The organism is Sulfurovum sp., from assembly GCF_041562805.1.
GTDB lineage: Bacteria > Campylobacterota > Campylobacteria > Campylobacterales > Sulfurovaceae > Sulfurovum.
The window spans coordinates 1-20779 of record NZ_JBFFOH010000035.1; the positions used below are offsets into that span (position 1 = coordinate 1).

24 protein-coding genes are annotated in these 20779 nt (G+C 37.6%); 9 read left to right on the top strand and 15 right to left on the bottom strand.

The genetic code is table 11. From position 1 onward, the window contains the following. From asd to ABYK33_RS06265, 3 genes are all read left to right on the top strand, one after another. On the top strand, positions 1–654 hold a 654-nt coding region (gene asd / locus ABYK33_RS06255; protein WP_373032179.1), incomplete at its 5' end, for an archaetidylserine decarboxylase. A gap of 25 nt (positions 655–679) precedes the next feature. Further along, entirely contained in the window at positions 680–1603 is a 924-nt protein-coding gene (locus tag ABYK33_RS06260; RefSeq protein ID WP_373032180.1) for a PDC sensor domain-containing protein, read from the top strand. Next, positions 1603–2223 carry an HAD family hydrolase gene (locus ABYK33_RS06265; RefSeq protein WP_373032181.1) on the top strand — a complete coding sequence of 207 codons (621 nt, stop codon included), beginning with the start codon at positions 1603–1605 and terminating at the stop codon, positions 2221–2223. Before ABYK33_RS06260 ends, ABYK33_RS06265 begins: the two co-directional genes overlap by 1 nt. A 28-nt stretch (positions 2224–2251) precedes the next feature. Here ABYK33_RS06265 and ABYK33_RS06270 read toward each other — a convergent pair whose 3' ends face one another. After that, on the bottom strand, positions 2252–3400 hold the full coding sequence (locus ABYK33_RS06270; RefSeq protein WP_373032182.1) for an MFS transporter: 1149 nt from the start codon (positions 3398–3400) through the stop codon (positions 2252–2254). Positions 3401–3528: 128 nt separating this feature from the next. On the opposite strand from ABYK33_RS06270, the gene ABYK33_RS06275 reads away from it, so the two are divergent. Continuing rightward, positions 3529–4233 (top strand): DUF445 domain-containing protein, encoded by a 705-nt coding sequence (locus ABYK33_RS06275; RefSeq protein ID WP_373032183.1) that lies wholly within the window; start codon positions 3529–3531, stop codon positions 4231–4233. Positions 4234–4314: 81 nt separating this feature from the next. Further along, positions 4315–5229: a L,D-transpeptidase family protein gene (locus tag ABYK33_RS06280; protein WP_373032184.1), complete on the top strand. Its 915-nt coding sequence runs from the start codon at positions 4315–4317 to the stop codon at positions 5227–5229. Between the two features lie 44 nt (positions 5230–5273). On the opposite strand, the gene ABYK33_RS06285 is transcribed toward ABYK33_RS06280, so the two are convergent. Then, complete coding sequence (locus ABYK33_RS06285; RefSeq protein WP_373032185.1) at positions 5274–5840, bottom strand: class I SAM-dependent methyltransferase; 567 nt, start codon at positions 5838–5840, stop codon at positions 5274–5276. A gap of 76 nt (positions 5841–5916) precedes the next feature. Between ABYK33_RS06285 and ABYK33_RS06290 the strand changes: the two genes are divergently transcribed. Next, complete coding sequence (locus ABYK33_RS06290; RefSeq protein ID WP_373032186.1) at positions 5917–6696, top strand: exodeoxyribonuclease III; 780 nt, start codon at positions 5917–5919, stop codon at positions 6694–6696. A 69-nt stretch (positions 6697–6765) separates the two neighbouring features. On the opposite strand, the gene ABYK33_RS06295 is transcribed toward ABYK33_RS06290, so the two are convergent. From ABYK33_RS06295 to ychF, 4 genes are read right to left on the bottom strand one after another with little or no spacing between them, the layout of a single operon-like run. Next, entirely contained in the window at positions 6766–7146 is a 381-nt protein-coding gene (locus ABYK33_RS06295; protein ID WP_373032187.1) for a hypothetical protein, read from the bottom strand. A 28-nt stretch (positions 7147–7174) separates the two neighbouring features. Beyond that, on the bottom strand, positions 7175–7651 hold the full coding sequence (locus ABYK33_RS06300) for a DUF1456 family protein (RefSeq protein ID WP_373032189.1): 477 nt from the start codon (positions 7649–7651) through the stop codon (positions 7175–7177). Between the two features lies 1 nt (position 7652). Continuing rightward, a complete protein-coding gene (locus ABYK33_RS06305) occupies positions 7653–8114 on the bottom strand; it encodes a DUF302 domain-containing protein (RefSeq protein WP_373032190.1) in 462 nt (153 codons plus the stop codon). Between the two features lie 12 nt (positions 8115–8126). After that, positions 8127–9230 (bottom strand): redox-regulated ATPase YchF, encoded by a 1104-nt coding sequence (gene ychF / locus ABYK33_RS06310; RefSeq protein WP_373032191.1) that lies wholly within the window; start codon positions 9228–9230, stop codon positions 8127–8129. A gap of 199 nt (positions 9231–9429) precedes the next feature. Here ychF and ABYK33_RS06315 point away from each other — a divergent pair, with 199 nt between their 5' ends. Then, the gene (locus ABYK33_RS06315; RefSeq protein ID WP_373032193.1) at positions 9430–11058 is read left to right on the top strand and encodes a cation:proton antiporter; all 1629 of its coding nucleotides are present in this window, start codon (positions 9430–9432) and stop codon (positions 11056–11058) included. A 30-nt stretch (positions 11059–11088) separates the two neighbouring features. Here ABYK33_RS06315 and ABYK33_RS06320 read toward each other — a convergent pair whose 3' ends face one another. The 8 genes from ABYK33_RS06320 to folD all read right to left on the bottom strand — a co-directional run bounded on the left by ABYK33_RS06320 (position 11089) and on the right by folD (position 18323). Continuing rightward, positions 11089–12555, bottom strand: coding sequence for a leucyl aminopeptidase (locus ABYK33_RS06320; protein WP_373032194.1), 1467 nt, complete (start codon positions 12553–12555; stop codon positions 11089–11091). Positions 12556–12571: 16 nt separating this feature from the next. Then, complete coding sequence (gene trpB, locus ABYK33_RS06325) at positions 12572–13819, bottom strand: tryptophan synthase subunit beta (protein WP_373032196.1); 1248 nt, start codon at positions 13817–13819, stop codon at positions 12572–12574. 86 nt (positions 13820–13905) lie between these two features. Beyond that, the gene (locus tag ABYK33_RS06330) at positions 13906–15006 is read right to left on the bottom strand and encodes a metallophosphoesterase (protein ID WP_373032197.1); all 1101 of its coding nucleotides are present in this window, start codon (positions 15004–15006) and stop codon (positions 13906–13908) included. A gap of 60 nt (positions 15007–15066) precedes the next feature. Beyond that, on the bottom strand, positions 15067–15321 hold the full coding sequence (locus tag ABYK33_RS06335; RefSeq protein ID WP_373032198.1) for a DUF2164 domain-containing protein: 255 nt from the start codon (positions 15319–15321) through the stop codon (positions 15067–15069). After that, positions 15321–15875 carry an adenine phosphoribosyltransferase gene (locus tag ABYK33_RS06340; protein WP_373032199.1) on the bottom strand — a complete coding sequence of 185 codons (555 nt, stop codon included), beginning with the start codon at positions 15873–15875 and terminating at the stop codon, positions 15321–15323. Before ABYK33_RS06340 ends, ABYK33_RS06335 begins: the two co-directional genes overlap by 1 nt. A gap of 164 nt (positions 15876–16039) precedes the next feature. After that, positions 16040–16495 carry a ribose 5-phosphate isomerase B gene (gene rpiB, locus ABYK33_RS06345; protein ID WP_373032200.1) on the bottom strand — a complete coding sequence of 152 codons (456 nt, stop codon included), beginning with the start codon at positions 16493–16495 and terminating at the stop codon, positions 16040–16042. Positions 16496–16505: 10 nt separating this feature from the next. Further along, positions 16506–17477 (bottom strand): signal peptidase I, encoded by a 972-nt coding sequence (lepB, locus tag ABYK33_RS06350; RefSeq protein WP_373032201.1) that lies wholly within the window; start codon positions 17475–17477, stop codon positions 16506–16508. Beyond that, complete coding sequence (folD, locus tag ABYK33_RS06355; RefSeq protein WP_373032203.1) at positions 17478–18323, bottom strand: bifunctional methylenetetrahydrofolate dehydrogenase/methenyltetrahydrofolate cyclohydrolase FolD; 846 nt, start codon at positions 18321–18323, stop codon at positions 17478–17480. A 105-nt stretch (positions 18324–18428) separates the two neighbouring features. Here folD and ABYK33_RS06360 point away from each other — a divergent pair, with 105 nt between their 5' ends. Both ABYK33_RS06360 and ABYK33_RS06365 read left to right on the top strand, forming a co-directional pair. Beyond that, positions 18429–18782, top strand: coding sequence for a cytochrome c (locus ABYK33_RS06360; RefSeq protein ID WP_373032205.1), 354 nt, complete (start codon positions 18429–18431; stop codon positions 18780–18782). Positions 18783–18854: 72 nt separating this feature from the next. After that, positions 18855–20282, top strand: coding sequence for a DUF4139 domain-containing protein (locus tag ABYK33_RS06365; RefSeq protein WP_373032206.1), 1428 nt, complete (start codon positions 18855–18857; stop codon positions 20280–20282). A gap of 220 nt (positions 20283–20502) precedes the next feature. Here the strand turns inward: ABYK33_RS06365 and ABYK33_RS06370 are convergent, their stop codons facing one another. Beyond that, on the bottom strand, positions 20503–20721 hold the full coding sequence (locus ABYK33_RS06370) for a cold-shock protein (RefSeq protein WP_309495989.1): 219 nt from the start codon (positions 20719–20721) through the stop codon (positions 20503–20505). Positions 20722–20779: the final 58 nt, after the last annotated feature.

Consider the following 20779-nt stretch of genomic DNA (forward strand, 5'->3'; position numbering starts at 1 on the left):
AAACTTTTTACAAGAGCTTTTGAAATACCTAGAGCTTTACCTGAAGACCAAGATGCACTTATCTCTGGTGTGGATGCGCTTATCACTGATGCCGGAACGATCAAAGAGGGTAAAGCCTATCAGATAAAAGGGATGAGTTATAAGATAGAGGAACTTTTTGGTGGGTTTCATAAAGAAGCAGTAGCTAAAGTAGAAGGAGGAGAATTCATCAATTTTTATCTCTCTCCTAAAGACTATCACTGTTATCATATGCCGATGCGTCTCAAAGTAAATTCATTGACACATATTCCTGGTAAGCATTACCCAGTGAACTTTCCTTTGCTTCGTAATAAAGTAGATCTATTTATTGAAAATGAGAGGGTGATCATAGAGTGTGAAGATGAGAAGGGTAGAACACAGGTTCTTGTACTTGTTGCTGCACTGAATGTGGGTCAAATGGTCGTTACTTTTGAAGAAAATGTAAGAACGAACTCAGAGATCAGAGAACCGGTTCATTACGAATATGAAGATTTTTGGGTAGAAAGAGGAGAATTCTATGGTTGGTTTGAGATGGGTTCTACTATTTTGACTTTTTCACAAAAGGATAGTATATTCCCAGAAGTAGCTATCAACCAAAAAGTAAAATTTACTGATGTTTTAGGTAAAGTATTATAGAAGAACATAAATAAAGGGATAAATTATGCAAATTAAAGAGATTCAAGAGTATTCAGAGGTACGTGCAAAAGCCAGAGCTTACCTCTGTTATATCATAGGCAGACATATTTCTCAAACTATTGTCAATGGTGATGTAAGTACTGTGCTTTCAAAGTTGCAAACACTTGATGAAAATATCACTAAAGCAGAAGCTATTTATGCTCTTGATGGTAATGGCATTCAAATTACAGACAATATCTCTAAAAACAAGCAGGTACATGGATTGGGAAAGGGTGATGAGAGAAGTGATAGGGCTTATTTTTATAAAACAGTAAGAGAACATCGTTGTACCCTGACTGAACCATATCCATCCTATGTGAGTAATAAAATGGTTGTTACTGCTGCATTCCCTATTTATGATGAAGAAGATAATATGATCAGTATTATTTGTGTAGATATTACTTTGGCAAATATTTTACGTATGGTGCACCCAAGTTCTATTGACTCATTTTCTGGAACATTAAGTAAAATTGCATATACCTCTTTCTCTATAGCACTTGCAGCGGTTGCGCTTTTACTATTTGTAAAGGGTATTAGCTCTTTTTTACATTTTGGAATGGATTTTTCCGTTATAGAGATCAATAAGATTTTTGAAGCAACCATCCTTCTCACGCTCTCATTGGCTATCTTTGATCTGGTGAAAGCCATCTTTGAAGAGGAAGTCTTGGGTAAAGAGAAAAAAGCGGGTGCAGGAGAGGGACACCAGACGATGATACGCTTTTTAGGTTCTATCATCATTGCACTCTCAATTGAGGCCTTGATGCTAGTCTTTAAGTTTGCACTCACAGATCCTGCTCAGCTTGTGTATGCTGTATATCTTATTTCTGGTGTTGCGTTACTTTTAGTGAGTCTTTCTATCTATGTGAAGTTTAACAAGACAACGACTAAAAATACTGAGAAGATGCCATAGTGGATAAAAAACTAATCATTTTTGATATGGATGGTACCTTGGTCAACTCTTCGTTGACTATAGCCAATGCCATCAATTATGTACGTAAAAACCTGGGTTTTGAAGCGATGGAGCAAGAGTATATCTTAAGACTGGTCAATGATCATACTATCAATCCCGCACAAACTTTTTACCATGCAAAAGTATTTGACGCAGATCATGAAAAATGGTTTTCAGAGTACTATACGAAAAACCATGAAAGTGAACTGGTATTGTATGAAGGTATTAAAGAATTGCTTGAAGGACTTAAAGGTAAGGGCCATAACCTGGCAGTTGCTACAAATGCTTACCGTGGGTCGACCATAGAATCATTGACCCATTTAGATGTGCATCATTTTTTCGATAGCATAGCCTGTTATGATGACGTAGCACAAGGCAAGCCTCATCCCGATATGTTACATAAGATATTGGATGAATTGGATCACAGTACGCATGAAACGCTGTTTATTGGTGATGGATCACGTGATGAGATAGCAAGCCAAAGAGCTGAGATAGACTACATAATGGTAGACTGGGGCTTTACTGACCATACTGATGCTGTACGTAGTGTAGACGACTTACGCAAATTATTAGTAGGCTGAGTTACCACTACTTGCTTAAAAAATCTTCCTAGTACTTGAATATTTTTCCTCTCAAAAACAGACTCAATGAAATAGTCAAGGCAATGCCTGAGACGATCAAAAAAAGTCCCTGAATCCCATATATTTTAATAATTGGTTCAAAAATAAGCGGAGAAGAAAACTGTCCCAGAAAGAAGCTTGATGCAAGCATACCAGAAGCTTTTCCTCTTTTGTGTGCTGGTACTTTGGAGAGGAACCATGCATTGGTATTGACAAGAATGAGCCCAAACCCTATACCTAGAAACGCAGTACTGTAAAAGAGTTGGGCAATAGAACTCGCTTGTGAAATGATAAAAAGCCCTATGCCGAAAAATATAAAAGTAATCATATAAATTTCTATATAGGTAAACCTTCCTTTGAGTTTTGCATACTGTCTTGATGTGATTGCATTGAATACCATTGCTGTAGCAATAACAAACCCTATAGTGCTAGGCTCACCATGGAGTGTGTCGATAATAAGATAGGGTAATTGTGTAGGCAGCATATAAAAAAGTACCATTGCAAAATATGCAGTCATATACACAGGCCATAGTTTAGCTTCAATCTCTAACTCATTTTCCAGATGTATATGTTTTTTAGGTTCATACAGTGATGAAGCCAATAAGGGAAGAAAGAGCAAAGGTAAAATATATATGGCAAAAGGGTAAGACCAGTGTAGTTGCGCCAGAAAACCGCCAGCTGTGATGAAGACAATACCACCAAGAGCCACAGCCATTCCCTGGGTAGACATAAATTTATGTCTACCTTTTTCATTAAAGTAATCACCTATGAGTGCAGTAGAACTTGTCATTAACAGGGCAACGGCTATACCCAGAACAGCACGTCCAGCCAGAATAGCATAGAAGTCATGCAGATAAAATCCTGAACTTCCACCTAATACAAAAAGTATAATACCTGTATAGAGTGGTTTGAGTCTACCAAATTTATCCACTATGATCCCAGCGATGGGTGCAAAAAGTGCGATGATGATTGATGGTATCGTCAACATCAATTTGGAAAGAAATTCGATATCAGGGATGTGACTGAATGTTTGACTGATGAGTGGAAGAGAAGAAACAACCGTAATCCCTGACATTACACCCATGGTTGCTATAAGTAGTAGAGAAATTTGGATGTTTTTGTTTATAGTTTTAGACATGAAAAACTTTATGTGAAAATGATGATGAAAAGAAATTATACCTTCTTTTAAATGTTTAGGTAGTTAGTTTGTACCGTAATATAACCCATATTTTGCTATATTACATCAAAATGTAAATAGGATATTTCATGTCTAAGTCTCTTATAACCGATCTTGTTTCCTTGCTGCTTATCAGCGTGTCATTTTTAATACCGTCTGTATATCATGATGCTATGTTATTTACAGGACTTTTTGCACTTTCCGGTGCCATAACCAATCAACTTGCCATTCATATGTTATTTGAAAAAGTACCATTCCTTTATGGTTCTGGTGTGATAGAAAAGAACTTTACTGTTTTTAAAGAGTCGATTCGCGAGATGATCATGAAACAGTTCTTTACCAAAGAACAGTTGGCAGATTTCTTTGCAAAAGAAGAAGAGAAGATAGATTTAAAGCCATTACTAGAAGAGGCAGATTTTTCTCCTGCTTTTGATGCACTCTCTAAAACCGTCATGGAATCAAAATTTGGTGGTGCTATTTCTATGTTTGGAGGAGAAGAAGCTTTGGACGGATTACGCGAGCCATTCTCAAGAAAGTTGAAAAGTGCAGTAAGTACCATAGTCTCTTCTTCTGCATTTAAAGCACAGCTTGACCATCACATCAAAAGTTCAGCTTTAAGTGATGATATGATCGCCTCTGTTGAAGAACTCATTACAAGACGATTGGAAGAACTTACACCAAAGATGGTTAAGGAGTTGGTACAGGAACTCATTAAAGAACATTTAGGTTGGTTAGTAGTGTGGGGTGGTGTTTTTGGAGGGCTTATAGGACTTATATCATCATTTTTGATTTAGGAATGTGTTAAGTCAGCTATTTATTTTTGGTTAACGGATAAACGCTATAATACGATCATTATAATTCCCCGGAGACTCTATTTGCAATATACAAAAATACTATTGACGACACTTATGCTTAGCTCTATGGCAAATGCAAAGAGTTATTTTAAAACCCATGATGATATGTGTGAAAATACGGAAACAAAACAACAGTGTACTAATGATTTTAACTCTGTAAGAAACTTGCAAATCGCTTTAAACAGAGATAAAAATATTGAGGTGAATCTAAAGACTGATGGAAAATGGGGAGAGAAGACTAAAGAGGCAGTCATTACTTTTCAAAAACATTATGGCCTTTCTCATACTGATGGTTGGGTAGGGAAAGAGACTAAAACTAAACTTGATATGATCTCAAAAAATATTAAATTCCCTAAAGATAAAAAAGTCAAACATGTAAAACTCATGAAGTATAACACTTATACAGATTTTAGAAAACACACTAATCTTAGAAAAAGTTTTAGTGTCTACGAAGATAAAAAACTACTGAGTCATGCAAATGGTAGAAATACAGAGTTAAAAGTTGATATCTCCGAACAAAGAGTAAGACTTTATGTAGATGGACAAGTTGCACTTTGCGCTCCTTGTACAACAGGGGCAAAAAGAAAACTAGAACCAAATACTGGGATTATTAGAAATCAATGTACACCTAAGGGAACATTTAAAATACAAGAAAAGATAGCAGATAAGCGTTCTACGATCTTTGGTAAAATGTATCAGGGAAAAAAGTTGGTGTATAAAGGTGATAGAAGAAAATACAAAGGTAAAAAAGCCAAATATGTCGGAGCTTCATTGAAGAACTGGATGCGACTTACAAGTGGTGGTATTGGTCTTCATGCAAGTAACTATGTGAAGAGATATCCTGGAAGTAACGGATGTATAAGACTTCCCTATAAAGTTTCAAGAACTATTTTTAAAAGTGTACGGAAAGGTACACCTGTAAGTATCGTAAACTAATTTTTGGTCTTAGCCTATAGACTAAGACCAAAAATTCTCATCCGTCATTCCAGCACTTTTTTTCTTGCTACCATCGATGTTTTCCTCGTTTTATTACCTAAATAATCCTCATCCCAGAACTCAGGCATATGCAGCAGTTCACATCTGTCACCGAAGGTTGCTTCAAGTTCACCGTCATTAAGCAGAAAAGCAGGGTTGGAAGCTGTACGCTCATTATCTGGGTGGTGTAAAAATGTTTCCATGAGTATAATTCCATTTGGTTTAAGCGCTTCTATCATCTGAGGAAAGAGTTTACGTTCCAAATAGTATGTACAGACTATGAGATCATACTTTTCTTTTGGAAGGGTATAGGTATCAAAATCCACTTCTTTAGCATGAATTTGAGGTATATTTTTTAGTTGCTCCAGGGCAACAGTTGATATATCTAATGCATCCACGTTAAAGCCAAGAGAAGCTAAGTATTTACTATGCCGTCCCATACCGCATGCAATGTCCAGAGCTTGCTTGCCTGTAGCAAGTTTTACATAGTCTGTGACAAGTTTGATGGGTTCATCAGGAATTTTATTATTCTGGTATTTTTCATCCCAACGTTCTTTGTCTTCTTGTGCCATAAATTACCTTTTATTTGAAGTCTCTTTTGGTATTATTCTATCTAAATAAATTGAACTCAGAGTAGGGAGATACAAAATGTCGGATCGTAGTACACTTACCTTTATATCATGGAATGTTAATGGTATTAGAGCAGTAGAAAAAAAGGAAGCACTTAAGTGGATAGATGAAGAAAATGTAGACTTCTTGGGATTACAGGAGATCAAGGCTGAAGCAGACCAGATCCCAGATAGTATCTTCGAGAGAGACTATAAGTTTCAAAGTATCAATTCATCATCTAAAAAAGGTCAGTCAGGTGTGGCGCTTTACACAGATATCAAAGGTGAGGCATCTTGTTGTGCTCATGTAGATATTTTAGATGAAGGACGTATCAACGAGTATCACTTTGGAGACATCGCATACTTTAACGTCTATTTTCCTAACGGGCAGCGAGATGATGAGCGTTTGGTCTATAAAATGGCGTTCTACGATCGATTTCTTACACACATTAATGCACTAAGAGCTGAGGGCAAGTCCATTGTCGTATGTGGTGACGTGAATACTGCTCACCACCCTATAGACCTAGCACGTCCAAAAGCAAATGAAAAAACTTCAGGTTTCTTACCCATGGAACGGGAATGGCAAGACAAACTACTGGCATCTGGATTTATAGATACCTTTAGGCACATACACGGAGATGTTGAAGACCGTTACAGCTGGTGGTCTTACAGAGCAGGAGCAAGAGGAAACAACGTAGGCTGGAGAATTGACTACTTTTATGTCTCAGATGATCTCAAAGACAAGATCGTCGATGCAGATATACTAGACCATATAATGGGTAGTGACCATTGCCCTGTGAAGTTGGTGTTGGAAGTTTAATCTTCTGTGATTATAAAACCTGCTAAGAATAGGTTTTATCTGTACTAAATAATATGTACTAATAGATGTCTAACCTTTGGTCAAATGCCAACCGCAGCTATTTGGACATACATATACCTTAAGCTGTAGATTTTGTTGTACTATAAGTGCAGCGGCTTCTTTTTGTGCAGATTCTTCTGAATCATATAAGTCTTTAGCTTGTCCATCACTGTTTGTACAAGAGCATATAGGACGCTTATCATCCATGAGGTTATCATGGGGTAGGGTAGACGCTTTTAAGTTTGTTATATGTGTGCTCAGCTCATCTATACTATTGATATTAAAGTAAGCAAGTATTTGTATCTCAGATAAATGTTTTAAGTGTGGATGGGTTTTTTGCAGAGATCTTAGTATGTTTTCTTTTTTGGCTATGTCATTTTTTATAGCGAGTAATGATTTATCTCGTTTCAAGGGTTACCCTATAGGCGGGAGACAGACTTTAGTCTATCTCACCAACAAAGTAAAACTCATATAAGCCGTCTAAAAAGGCCATAAGTAATTCGTCTGAACACTCTTTAAAGTTTTTATGACCTTCTTTACGGAAAAGAGAAGCCAGTTGTTGTTTACTGAGTTCTACATCTGCCAGATTAAAGATGATCTCCGTCTCTGCCTCTTTGAGCTCAAGGGCTATGCGTAGCTTTTTAAGTATGAGGTTATTTGTAAGTTCGACGGCCTCATCATCATTAGGTTTTTTAGGAGATGGGCCTCTTTTGAGGGCTACAAATCCATCTAAGAACACGCCCAACTCTTCATAGCTTGCTATGATAAATCCATCATCTAGATGACGTTTAAGCAGAGACTCTAAATGTGAAGCCTCCATGGTATAGCCTTCAAGCTTGTAGGCTTCTATCATCTCTTCTGTAGAGAGGTTTAATGCTTTTTTGATACGGAAGAGTATTTCGTTTGTACTTATCATATTATTTTTTACCTGCTTCGGTCGCAAGTGTTGCTAGCGCCATTTTTGCTTTTGTGAGTATGTTTAAACAATTTTTATCTTTAATATTATGTTTTAAAGACCAGTATTCGGGGTTTGTGTAAATGATACTTGTTTTACCTTCATAGTCTGTTGTAATAAGTATACGAAGAGGCAGATCCAAGCCCATAGACGGATTACAGTTCATAAGGACCGTGCCCATTTTAGGATTACCAAAAACCACAACAGTCTCAGGTTTTAAGTTCATATTGACAGCTAAGGCGTTAGCTTTGTGATCCATAGTACCAAAATGTGTCAAACCTTGATCTTTGATGAGCTTTTCTAATTTTGCTACAGCTGTAGGCAGATCATTTTGACTCTCTACAGTTTCGAGGAATGTACCTTTTTTACTATCACAACCAAGTAAAGCAAAACCAACCAATCCAATAAAAAGTAACTTTCTCATCATTGTCCTTTTTTAAACATTAAATCTAAAGTGCATTACATCGCCGTCTTGTACAATATACTCTTTACCTTCAAGCCTGTTCTTACCAGCCTCTTTTGCACCAGATTCGCCGCCAAATTCTACAAAGTCCTCATAGCTTATCACTTCTGCACGGATGAACCCTTTTTCAAAGTCATTATGTATGACTGCTGCTGCTTTAGGTGCTGTTGTACCTTTACGTATCGTCCAAGCACGTACCTCTTTGACCCCGGCTGTAAAGTAGCTTTGAAGTCCTAGTTTATCAAATCCTTTGTGAATGATCTGCTCTAGTCCAGACTCGGTTACTCCAAGGTCTGCAAGCATTTCTTCTCTTTCATCATCATCAAAGTCTACCATGTCTTCTTCTACTTTGGCACAAAGTTTGATTACTTCGGAGTCTCTCTCTTGGGCATATGCTTTGAGCTTTTGTACATATTCATTGTCTTCAGCAAGTCCCTCTTCATCTACATTTGCACCATAGATAATGGGTTTAGAGGTAAGAAGACGTAAATCTTTGTTCATAGCCAAAAAGCCATCACTCTCTTTGTCCGCAAAAGTAGAAACAGGAGAACCATCTTCTATATGAGCAAGGAGCGCCTCGGCAACTGCAAGTTGTTCTTTTGCATCTTTGTCATTACCTTTTGCTTTTTTCTTAAGCATCTCAATACGTTTGAGTACGGCATCAATATCGGCAAAAAGTAATTCCTGCTCGATGATCTCAACATCACGAATCGGGTCAATGGAGCCTTCTGTGTGAACGATGTTATCATCAGCAAAACATCTTACGATATGTAGGATCACTTCCGTTTCACGGATGTTCCCAAGAAATTTATTTCCCAGGCCTTCACCTTTACTTGCCCCGGCAACAAGACCAGCAATATCTACAAAGTCAAGTGTAGAATACTGTACTTTTTCAGGGTTTACAATCTTAGCAAGTATGTCCAGTCTTTTGTCTGGTACTGGCACTACTGCTTTATTTGGTTCGATGGTACAGAACGGATAGTTTGCACTTTCTGCATTTTGTGCTTTAGTGAGTGCGTTAAAAGTTGTAGATTTTCCTACATTCGGTAGTCCAACAAGTCCGATGCCTAATCCCATGGTATTCCTTAAGTGTTATAATATTATTATCGCGATTTTAGCGAAATATTGGTGAAGAGGGGGTTAGTTCACAGAAGATACAATTTGTATGGAGTAGAATTAATATAAATTATAGAAAAAATTGCCTACTTTACATACAGTTTAGCTATGATAAAAGTATAAAATTTATATATAATACAAGAAAAAATGGAATAGAGAAATGGAAAATGCTTTACTGATATTAATCATTACAATTAGTATATCAACAGTGCTCAATGTTTTTTTAAAAAAGTTTGATATGCCTACAGTGATCGGATATGTTCTCTCTGGGTTTGCAATCTCTTCGATCTTTCATTTTGCTGAAGATTCAAGAGAATTTTTATCGCATTTGGCTGAGTTCGGAATCGTATTTCTAATGTTTACTATTGGATTGGAATTTTCTGTCAATCATCTTAAAAGAATGAAAAAAGAGGTTTTTGTTTATGGAACTCTGCAAGTAATTCTATCCGCCTTACTTTTTACTCTCATAGGTTTATATATTTTTGAGTTAGAGACCAAAAGTGCTATAGTGGTGGGTGCTGCACTATCACTCTCATCTACAGCCATTGTTCTCAAAATTCTCAATGACAATAATCAGATAAACTCCGGATATGGACGTACGACACTGGGCATCTTACTTTTTCAGGACCTTGCTGTCATACCTATCCTTTTAATGGTCTCTTTCTTTACTTCTGAGACAGAGTCGGTCTCTGATCTTTTATTGGATACAGTAGGAAGTGCTATTGTCGTTTTTTTAATACTGTTTGTTATCGGTAAATATTTTCTTGAAAAATTCTTTGGCTGGGTGATGTCTACAGGGTCAGAAGAGATCTTTTTGGTTGCTGTACTTCTTATTGTTATGGGTGCTTCATATTTAGCGTATGCATTTGGTTTTACTTACTCATTAGGTGCCTTTATTGGTGGTATGATGATCGCAGAGACAAAATATCGTTACCGTATAGAAACAGACCTGATACCATTTCGAGATATTCTTTTAGGGGTATTCTTTGTGACGATAGGAATGCTGATCGATTGGCATTCTTTTATAGATTACTGGTATGTTATCTTGGGATTACTTGTTGGGATCATGCTACTTAAAGGTTTGCTGATCTTGGGTATTATGCGGTTTTTTGTCCAAAAAAGGACAGCATTTAAAACAGCATTGGCACTTTTTCAGGTAGGTGAATTCTCGTTAGCCGTTTTTGCGATTGCAAGCGCTAATGATCTGATATCTACTGAGTTAAATCAGATCATGATCATTACGATAGTTCTTTCAATGATCATCACTCCGTTTGTATTGAATAACATTAAAAAACTGGCAGATATGCTTCATAAAGAACCAGAGGGTCTACGTGATAGAGCCCTTATTGGTGATACTTTTCGTGATCATATTATCATTTGTGGATATGGGCCCGTAGGACGAAAACTGGTTAAAATATTTAAAGAGAGAAATCTACTCTATATTGTTCTTGAACATGATGTGAAGGTAGTAGATAAAGTCATCGCACAGGGTGAAGAGGCTATTTATTTCGCCAATGCTGCACAGCAAATGGTATTGGCGCATTTCAATGTCAATGAGTCTACTGCCATCATCGTTACGATTGAAAATGAGATGCAGAGACAGTTGATCTGTGAAAATATTGCTTCGTTTGACCCATCGATAAACAGTATAGTAAAAGTGAATAATAGTGAGGAAGCAGAGGTAATATCGTCACTGGGTATAAAACATATCATTAATGGCAGAGATACCATTGCTGATATGTTGGCAGAAGAGGCATTGGCTTGCCATCTTCAACTGCAAGATTCATAAAAGGCATTTACGGTCTTTTATGAGATAGTTTTATTTCTCCTGGCTTTCTGCAAGCTTTTCTATAAGTTTTACCATGAGTCTAACCCCTGCACCAGAAGCACCAAAAGGATTTTCTCCCCATGCATGTTCTACAAATGCAGGACCGGCAATGTCTATGTGTGCCCATTTGTCTTTATGGTCCTCATCAATGAACTCTGAGAGGAATTGACCTGCAGTGATAGCTCCACCATAACGCGTATTTGATATGTTACATACATCAGCTATCTCAGACTTGATAGTCTTTTTAAGGTAAGGGTTGAAATCCAATGCAGTTGCTAGTTCACCTGAACGTTTCGCGGCATCTACTACAAGTGATTTTATCTCATCAGAGTTACCCATGACACCTGATGTGTAGTGTCCTACGCCTACAACACATGCACCAGTAAGTGTAGCAAAGTCGAAAAGATAGTCAGACTTCACTTCTTGCTGTGCATAACAAAGTGTATCTGCAAGAACTAAACGGCCTTCGGCATCTGTGTTTCGTATCTCAATTGTTTTACCATTTTTGGCTACGAGCACATCGTCTGGTTTATAGGCATCCCCACCTATCATGTTTTCCACCGCACCAACAAAACCATGTACTTCTACAGGTAAATTCATTTCAGAGACAGCTTTCATGATACCAAGTACTGCAGAACCACCACTCTTGTCTGACTTCATCGTCACCATGAAATCTGCTGGCTTGAGGCTGAGTCCACCACTGTCGTAAGTAAGACCTTTACCTACAAGTGTCACAACGCATTTCGCATTTTTAGGCTTGTGTGTAAGGTGTATAACTCTTGGCTTATGACGGCTTGCACGTGCAACTGCAAGCAGTGTTTCCATTTTTTCTTTTCTAAGTGCTTTTGGCTTAAGCACTTTACATTTAAGACCAGTAACATTTGACATTGCTTCAGCGATAGCAGCCATTACATCTGGATAACAGTCATCAGGTGTCGTATTTACAATGTCACGTGTAAAGTTTGTTGCATCGGCGGTGATCTGTGCGTTATGCACAGCTATAGAAGCTTTTTCTATGTTTATTTTGTATCCGTTGTACTCATCAAGTGAGACAGTGATATGTTTAATCTTATTTTCATTCTTTTTCGTTTTGTATTGTTCAAAACTGTAAGCACCTAAGATAAAACCTTCAACCATAGCACGAAGAGAGTTTGTGCATCTGTTTCTGTAAAGATAGGTTGCTACTTTTATAGACTTATATCCTGTACCCTTGAGTGCTTTTATGGCATTTGCAGCAGCAGTACGGATATCTTTACTGAGTGCCGAATCAGCACCAACATAGAGTCTGTTTTTGCTGACAAGTAGACATGTTTCATCCTGTCCACCTTTAAAACCTGCTTTTTTTAATAGTTTTTTGTCTTGTACAAAAACATGGTTTGTATTGTTATCGATGACAATGATGAGTTCCAGATCACCTTGGATGTCCTCAACAGGGAGTTGTGTTAATTCGAAATTCATTTTAGTTCTCCTATGTTTAATTAAATTGTTCTTTTAAAATATCTTGTGCTTGTATCATATCTTTATCACCACGTCCAGAGAGGTTGACTAAGATAGTTTTACCTTTTATTTCTTCAGGTTTCATTTTTTTGAGGTATGCAATGGCATGTGAACTCTCAAAGGCAGGGATGATACCTTCAGCCTGAGAAAGCCATACAAAGGCATCTAGGGCTTCATCATCAGTGATGTAGTCATAGGTAGCGATACCTTCATCTCTTAAGAATGAATGTTCAGGTCCTATACCCGGGTAGTCGAGTCCAGCTGAAATGGAATGTGCTTCCTGTACCTGACCATCTTCATCTTGGAGTAAGTAACTTAGTTGTCCGTGAAGTACGCCCGGGCTACCTTTTGCAAGTGAACATCCATGCTTAGAATCAAGTCCAAGTCCACCAGCTTCAATACCGATACACTCAACATTGTCATCTTCTAAAAAGTGATTGAAGATACCAAGAGCATTTGAACCACCACCTATACAGGCAATTACTTTGTCAGGTAGACAGCCTTCAACTGCATTGAGTTGTTGTTTTGCTTCCCAACCTATGATAGACTGAATATCACGTATCATCATAGGGTAGGGGTGAGGTCCTGCGACTGTACCAATGATGTAGTACGTGTCACGAGCATTGGTTACCCAGTGTCTTATCGCATCATTCATCGCATCTTTAAGCGTACGGCTTCCAGATTCAACAGCATGTACTTTCGCACCAAGCAGTTTCATACGAAAGACGTTAAGTTCCTGACGTGCTGCATCTTTTGCACCCATAAATATTTCACATTCGAGACCAAAAAGGGCTGCTACTGTGGCTGTAGCCACACCATGTTGGCCAGCACCAGTCTCAGCGATCACTTTTTTCTTGCCAAGTCTCTTTGCAAGTACTGCCTGAGCTACAGTATGATTTATCTTGTGTGCACCGGTGTGGTTAAGGTCTTCACGTTTAAGATAGATCTTTGCATCAAGCTCTTTAGAAAGGTTTTCAGCAAAGTAGAGTGAAGAGGGACGGCCTACGTAGTTTTTATAGTAGTAGTCTACTTCGGACCAAAAGTCTTTATCAAAACGTATTGCTTCATAGTCAAGTCTAAGCTGTTCAAGTGCAGGCATAAGTGTCTCAGGTACAAAACGGCCACCGAAGCCTACTTGTCCATCTTCTATGCTACCAAAATGTCCTAAGTCATCTGGGTCATGTGGACTTGGTTTAGGGATGTATATTTCTTTATGTAAATTCATTTATTTCTCTTGTGTAGTAATTAGAGAGATTATATCCAATGAGAGGTTAGAAATCGCCTTATTTTGAGTGAATCAGCTTTACTGGATCAAACGATATAGGCAATCTCAGCCTGTGAGTCCAGTCTCATAGGAGGTCCCCAAAATCCTATACCGCTGTTGACATAGATATGGCTGCCATTTGGAAGTTTATGCAGTCCTTTAACATAGGGTTGCTGCAGTCTTACTAAATACTCAAAAGGCCAGATCTGTCCACCGTGAGTATGACCGCTGAGAATGAGTTCAGGGGTATAATTTCCAAGTTCTTCTATAAATTTGGGTTGGTGGGCTAAGAATATGGTTTTGTAGGCATTGTTACATCCCTTAAAAGCTTTATGAATATCAGGTACAAGGAAGTTAGTACGATATCCGATACGATCTGTTACACCCACAACATTAAGTTTCAGTGCATCGATAGTCACATTTTCGTTAAGTAGTAGTGTAATATTTGTGGGTTTCATAAAATCAATGATTTTCAGTGGATCATGAAAATATTCATGATTTCCTAAAATATAATAGATTCCATGTTTGGAAGAGATATCATTTAGTTCCATCACTGTATCTTCAACATTTTCAAGCGCAGTATCTATAATATCTCCCGTAATAAAGACAATATCTGGTTTAAGTGCGTTTATTTTTTGCACAGATGCTTTGACAAAGTCTCTGTCTATCAGACCACCTATATGCAGATCACTTATCTGTACGATGGAAAAATCAAAATGATTAAATTCAACCACATTAACCACGGGTTCTTTCATTCCCTCATAGGCTCCGGCACTCACATAAGAAGTAGAGAGTGCAAACATAGCAGCATCACCACTGTTTTTGATAAATTCTCTTTTTGAAATATCGACATTCTTGAGTGTTTTATGAAACAGATGAAGGATCTCATGGAGAATTAAATACAAAAGAAGCACAAAAGACATCCCTATAGACAAGGAAAAGAGATAATAGAGTGTATTGCCAATGATGTCTGTATATCGTCCTGCTACATAAAGCATATTGAATATAAAGTTAAGACTTAAAAGGAGTGTAAAGGCTTTTTTGACTTCTTGAGAAACCAATAGTTTTTTGATGACTCTTGAATAAAAAAGATAGTGTATAGAAAAGAAAAGTAGAAGGAAAATTGAAAAAAATAGATAAACTCTCATACGATCACCTCATGAATATTTGAATTATACAATGTCTTGCTTATCTATAAGTGAAGCGTATTATTTGATGAATTCTGTTGCTTTTTCCATCTCATAGAAAGTTTGTATAATGTTTTGCGTTTTTTCTTCTATTATGGAACGTGCATCACGTAGACCATGATTATAATGGTAAGGACCAATTTCTTTGGAAAAAAATTCTAAAAGAAACTCTGCATCAAATCCGCCTATCTCTTCTGAAAGTTCTTCTTGAAAATAACGCTGGATCTTATGGACGAGTATCTCTTTTTCTTCATGTGTGAACTCAATATCGGACATTAGTCTATCTCTAATACCGAATACACAGGAGCATCTATACCTTCACGTCCATTAAGGAAACCAAGTTCCATGATAAAGCAGGCTTCTACACAAGTAGCACCGACTTTGTTGATAAGACTTGCGGCGGCTACAGCTGTGCCGCCAGTGGCTATAAGATCGTCTATGAGTAGTACTTTTGCATCTTGTGTTGCTTCTGTATCACCAAAAGCATCTATGTGTACTTCTACTTCATCAAAGCCATATTCCAGGCTGTATTTTTCTGCTACTGTAGTGTAAGGAAGTTTTCCTTTTTTACGGATGGTGACAAAACCTAACCCAAGTCTGTCTGCTAAGATAGATCCAAAGATGAAGCCCCTGGCATCTATACCTGCGATGTAGTCTAAATCATATGATTTATAACGTTTTTCAAGGTGTGACATAAGTGTGTTGAGTGCTTCGGAGTTCGATAGCAGTGTTGTGATGTCTTTGAATATGATGCCAGGTTTTGGGAAGTCTGGGATGTCTCTTATGCTTCCCAATATAATGTTTTTTTCTTCTGTTGTTAATATATTCATTTTATTTGATTTCCTTCTGTTTGTATTGTGGTAAGGTTATTTTCTTTACTTTTCTAGAAAAGTAAAACAAAAGTCGTCACTACTCTCGAATCGCCTCGCTTTCAAGGACGTTCGCAGTGACAAGGCAGACTTCGTCTGATTTAATAGATAATATCTGAAGGAATTTATCCTAAATCTGCACCTAGGGCACAGCCTTCTATCTTTGCTACACGTCCGGCATGTCTACCACCTTCAAATTCAGTGCTTGCAAAAGCTTCTATCATATCTTCTATAACACCTTTACCTACAACACGCTCTCCAAAACAGAGGATATTTGCATCGTTATGTTGTCTGGTAAGTTTTGCTGTATAGGTGTCATGACAAAGTGCTGCACGGATACCTGGTACTTTATTCGCAGCGATAGAGATACCGATACCTGTTCCACAGATAAGAATGCCAAAGCTGCCTTCATCTGCAAGTACTGCATCGGCACATTTTTTTGCAAAATCCGGGTAATCAACTCTGTCTGCTGAGTCTGGACCAAGATCGATGATCTCATGTCCTAGTGACTTAACATAATCTTTAACATAGGCTTTAAGTGCATATCCGGCATGGTCTGTAGCGATGTAAAATTTTTTCAACTGTTTCCCCTTATTCTATTGGTTGTTCTTTTTGGATAGTCTCAATTTGTCTTCCCACACGTCCCCAGCGAACTGTATAACGTTGTTTATTCCAGAGATCTTCACACGCTGGCGTATCTATAGCTACACCACCACATAAACGTTTAAGTCTTGCATTGTCTCTCCCACTACCATACTCATCACCATTTAGTACACTCTCATATGAACGGTACTCTAAACTCATATAGTTCAACCATGGTTTTCCTACGATAAGTTTATACGGTACAGAACCCCAAAAACGACTGTCATTGGAGTTGTCACGGTTATCACCTATCATATAGAAGTGGTCTTCATCTACTTTAGCATAGAGCGCATTGATACCTTTTCCTGCTATTTCATGTGTTGGTGCATTCAGACCATTTACATATACTGGTATCATATCGATCTCTTTGTTGTATTCATAGTAACGTAAAAGTCCCTTAAATATACTGGCACCCTCAGGTGCATACTGTATCCCTGGATATTTCAGCATGTAAGGATTTTCCACCCATAGTTTACCTCTAAGTGAAACGATCTTATCTGCAGGATAATTAGCCTTCATATACTCAGCACCTTCATGGAAGTGTATAAGCAGTTTCTCATTTGCATAGAGTATTTCATCCCCACCCACAGCAACACAACGCTTTACATAGTGTATTTTGTTGTTGACCGGATAGCGGAAAATAACGATATCTTCTCTTTGAGGTCTAGGACCTTCTATAAGGTGACCATTATCGTTAAAGTCAGGTAAGATCGGAATCTCTAACCATGGAAGGTGAGGGGTAGGGATACCATAGGAAAACTTTTTAGCAAACAAAAAGTCACCAATAAGTTGTGTTCTCTTCATCGATCCTGATGGAATGACAAAAGACTGTGCAACAAAGAAGATAAGCATAAGTACAATGATGATCGTTCCTGTCCATGAGCTTGCGAAACGAGTAAAACCATGTAAAACTTTTTTCATTTACACTCTCGCTTTTGCGGATTTAAGTGTGTTACTCAAAAGCATGGCTATGGTCATAGGCCCAACTCCACCTGGTACCGGTGTAATGTAAGAACATTTAGGACTTACATTTTTAAAGTCTACATCACCTACAAGTGAACCATCCTCTATACGGTTAATACCTATATCGATCACAATAGCACCTTCTTTAACCATGTCTTTCTTGATAAGTCCCGGAACGCCAACACCGACTACAACAATATCAGCTTTACTTGTATGTGCTTTGAGATCTTTTGTATAGATATGTGTGATAGTCACAGTTGCTTCTGCATTAAGAAGCAGGGAAGCCATAGGTTTACCTACGATGTTACTTGCACCTACAACACATACATCCTGACCTCTTAGCTCTATATTGTACTCTTCAAACATTTTCATAACGCCAAGAGGTGTACAAGCTACAAAACTGTCAAGTCCTGTCACCAAACGGCCTACATTATATGCATGGAAGCCATCTACATCTTTTTTAGGGTCTATCACTTCAAGTATCTTGTCTGTATCTACATGTTTAGGTAAAGGAAGTTGCACCAATATACCATCTATACGAGGGTTATTGTTCATCATTTCTATTGTTGCGATGATCTCATCTTGGCTGATAGTGTCAGGCATGCTGTGTGTGATAGAGTAAAATCCTACATTCTCACATGCTTTTGCTTTCATCTTAACATAGGCATGACTAGCAGGATCATCACCTATGAGGATCACAGCGAGTCCGGGAACAATGTTTTTTTCTTGTTTAAGTTGTGCGACTTCAGTAGCTACCGTAGTTTGCACTTTCTTGGCTAAAGATTTACCATCGATGAGTTGCATAGAGGGCCCTTATATTTTTTATTGTATTATATCAAAAATACTTTAGGCAACGCAGTTTTGGCCTGTAATGGAGTTAACGTTGATACTATCATGAGACGGTTATGGATGCTACTACTACCTTTAATGTTGTGGGGACAGGAAGACTTCATCTCGCACTATGAATATGGTGAAATGCTCTATGCAAATCCCAGGGGAGTGAGTTGTGCCCAATGCCATGGGGAAATCGGTGAAGGTAAAACTATCGTTGAATTTCGAGATATACATGGGAAACAAGCCCTAAGAGGATCAGATATACGTGAAGATACATTGGAAGACATGATAAAAGCCGTCAATAGTTATCATGAAATTATGCCCCGTTATTATCTTACGGACGAAGAAGTAAAAGCTATTTATGATTATATACACAAGAAAAATGAACTCTATTTATCAAAGTTTACAGAGAATAACAGCACAGAATAATTATGAATATTGACACAATCTAGTCGCTCATTTTGCTATAATGGTCTTCATACTATTAATGAAGGACCATTTATGAAATTGACTACCTCACTTAGCGCACTGCTTTTAAGCGGAGGACTGAGCTATGCCTCTTCTCTTTCTGTATACCAAGACAATACTTTTTATAACTTTACTCCCAATAATAATGTTATAGGATTCGCACAAGGAGTAAAAGCAAAATGTGAAGGCACAACGATGCCACTCTCTTTTATCTCCAGTTGTCCTTCAAATGATAGATTATGTCAACTTTTAACAAGTCTGAAAGATTCGGAGCAAAAAGTACAGGTCGTTAAGGCAAATGCCAAGGTGCTCGCACAACTTATCTCACTTCCTCAACCTACTACATTTGATGCCAATCTATGGATCGAATCAGCAAAGCGAATAGGTGAAGAACAGGCAAAGCTGTTAATTAATGAAAAACGATTGACTGAAGAAGTGCAGATCAAGCAAAGGAAATTTCGTAAACAGGCACCTTCAAAACAGTTATTACAAACTGACACAACATGTAATAAGGAGGTAGAACTTACCATCCCTTATGGGCATGTTTCTTTTTCTACAGAATATGAAGCCAATATAGAAGATGAAAAAGAGATAACTGTCACCCAATACCTCTCTATAACAAATAGAAGTGGTATTGATATAGATGCTGAGACAGCGATGTTTTACTATCGTTCATCCAATCAATATGTACATCCAGTTCACTTTATTCCATGGATCGTCAGTAAGTATGTATCAACTCCGAAACGTGTGTATAAACAGGCTATGGCAAAAAAGACAAGAATGGATATGGTTATGATGGCTGAAGAACGCGTATCTGAATCCATGATCGCATCTGCACCGGTGGCTTCTTATGAAGATGCCAGAGAATATAAGATCAAGAATCTGATTCTCCTTTCAACAGGCATACCTTTGGATGTAGAAGTAGTTAAATGGAAAGCAGCACTTTCTTGTGAAGTGCGTGCGTATCCGTATGAAAATACACGAGCATTTCATGTTTGTTCTTTTGACCCAACATATCAGATAGACAGTAACAAATGGAAAGTAAAGTCCTCTAATGAAATGATAAATGATAATGCAATAGGAGAGTACAGGGATGGTAAGTACGATCTTTATACAAAAGTAGAAGAAGACATTCATATAGGGCGTAAACCTATAGTCAATAAAGAACGTGAAACAGGGATCTTTGGTGGCACTGTACGTAAAAAAGATGGTTTTACACTTACACTTACAAATAAATCTGATAAGGTAAAAACTTTTACACTCATAGATCGTATCCCTACATCAACAACTGAAGAGATAAAATCAAAACTTTTAAGTATCAACTCGGAGAAAAAAGTAAACTATAAAATGCTTAAAGATGGACAAATAGAAATGAAGCTTACATTAGAAGCACATGAGAATAAAAAGATAGATGTATTATTTGAGATATCGTATGATAAAAATTTAAAAGTGAATTATTAGAAACTATTTAAAGCGACTAGTCGCGTGAACATTCTGCTGAAGAAAACACAGCGTTAGCGTAGTATATGGAGCTTTGCTCTATATGCGTTCTATAAGACATAAATAAAAAGATAGATGTATTATTTGAGATATCGTATGATAAAGATTTAAAAGTGAATTATTAAGAGATAGGAATAAAAAGGGGATTTTAATTTGCAGGCAAAAAGCCTGCAAGTCACTACTAGAGTGGAGTTACGTTTTCAGCTTGTGGGCCTTTTTGACCTTCACCAACTTCAAATGTTACTGCTTGACCTTCAGCTAGTGTTACACGTCCACCGCTGTCGTTGTTAACTTGACGGAAATGTACGAATACATCGTCTCCACCATTCTCTTGTTGAATAAATCCATAACCTTTTTCATCGTTGAACCATTTAACAGTTCCGTTTACTAATGCTGCCATTTTTTGTACCTTTGGGTAATAATTTTCACTTAAAACTTAAGTGGAATCCAAATCAGAG

Bases quoted from the DNA above. Each gene is read 5' to 3' on its own strand.
- folD (WP_373032203.1), bottom strand. From the start codon at position 18,323: ATGCAACTCATCGATGGTAAATCTTTAGCCAAGAAAGTGCAAACTACG.
- ABYK33_RS06285 (WP_373032185.1), bottom strand. From the start codon at position 5,840: ATGGCACAAGAAGACAAAGAACGTTGGGATGAAAAATACCAGAATAAT.
- trpB (WP_373032196.1), bottom strand. From the start codon at position 13,819: ATGAATTTACATAAAGAAATATACATCCCTAAACCAAGTCCACATGAC.
- ABYK33_RS06370 (WP_309495989.1), bottom strand. From the start codon at position 20,721: ATGGCAGCATTAGTAAACGGAACTGTTAAATGGTTCAACGATGAAAAA.
- ABYK33_RS06270 (WP_373032182.1), bottom strand. From the start codon at position 3,400: ATGTCTAAAACTATAAACAAAAACATCCAAATTTCTCTACTACTTATA.
- ABYK33_RS06290 (WP_373032186.1), top strand. From the start codon at position 5,917: ATGTCGGATCGTAGTACACTTACCTTTATATCATGGAATGTTAATGGT.
- ABYK33_RS06260 (WP_373032180.1), top strand. From the start codon at position 680: ATGCAAATTAAAGAGATTCAAGAGTATTCAGAGGTACGTGCAAAAGCC.
- lepB (WP_373032201.1), bottom strand. From the start codon at position 17,477: ATGAAAAAAGTTTTACATGGTTTTACTCGTTTCGCAAGCTCATGGACA.
- ychF (WP_373032191.1), bottom strand. From the start codon at position 9,230: ATGGGATTAGGCATCGGACTTGTTGGACTACCGAATGTAGGAAAATCT.
- ABYK33_RS06360 (WP_373032205.1), top strand. From the start codon at position 18,429: ATGCTACTACTACCTTTAATGTTGTGGGGACAGGAAGACTTCATCTCG.
- ABYK33_RS06340 (WP_373032199.1), bottom strand. From the start codon at position 15,875: ATGAATATATTAACAACAGAAGAAAAAAACATTATATTGGGAAGCATA.
- ABYK33_RS06335 (WP_373032198.1), bottom strand. From the start codon at position 15,321: ATGTCCGATATTGAGTTCACACATGAAGAAAAAGAGATACTCGTCCAT.
- ABYK33_RS06300 (WP_373032189.1), bottom strand. From the start codon at position 7,651: ATGATAAGTACAAACGAAATACTCTTCCGTATCAAAAAAGCATTAAAC.
- ABYK33_RS06320 (WP_373032194.1), bottom strand. From the start codon at position 12,555: ATGAATTTCGAATTAACACAACTCCCTGTTGAGGACATCCAAGGTGAT.
- ABYK33_RS06315 (WP_373032193.1), top strand. From the start codon at position 9,430: ATGGAAAATGCTTTACTGATATTAATCATTACAATTAGTATATCAACA.
- ABYK33_RS06275 (WP_373032183.1), top strand. From the start codon at position 3,529: ATGTCTAAGTCTCTTATAACCGATCTTGTTTCCTTGCTGCTTATCAGC.
- ABYK33_RS06365 (WP_373032206.1), top strand. From the start codon at position 18,855: ATGAAATTGACTACCTCACTTAGCGCACTGCTTTTAAGCGGAGGACTG.
- ABYK33_RS06305 (WP_373032190.1), bottom strand. From the start codon at position 8,114: ATGAGAAAGTTACTTTTTATTGGATTGGTTGGTTTTGCTTTACTTGGT.
- ABYK33_RS06330 (WP_373032197.1), bottom strand. From the start codon at position 15,006: ATGAGAGTTTATCTATTTTTTTCAATTTTCCTTCTACTTTTCTTTTCT.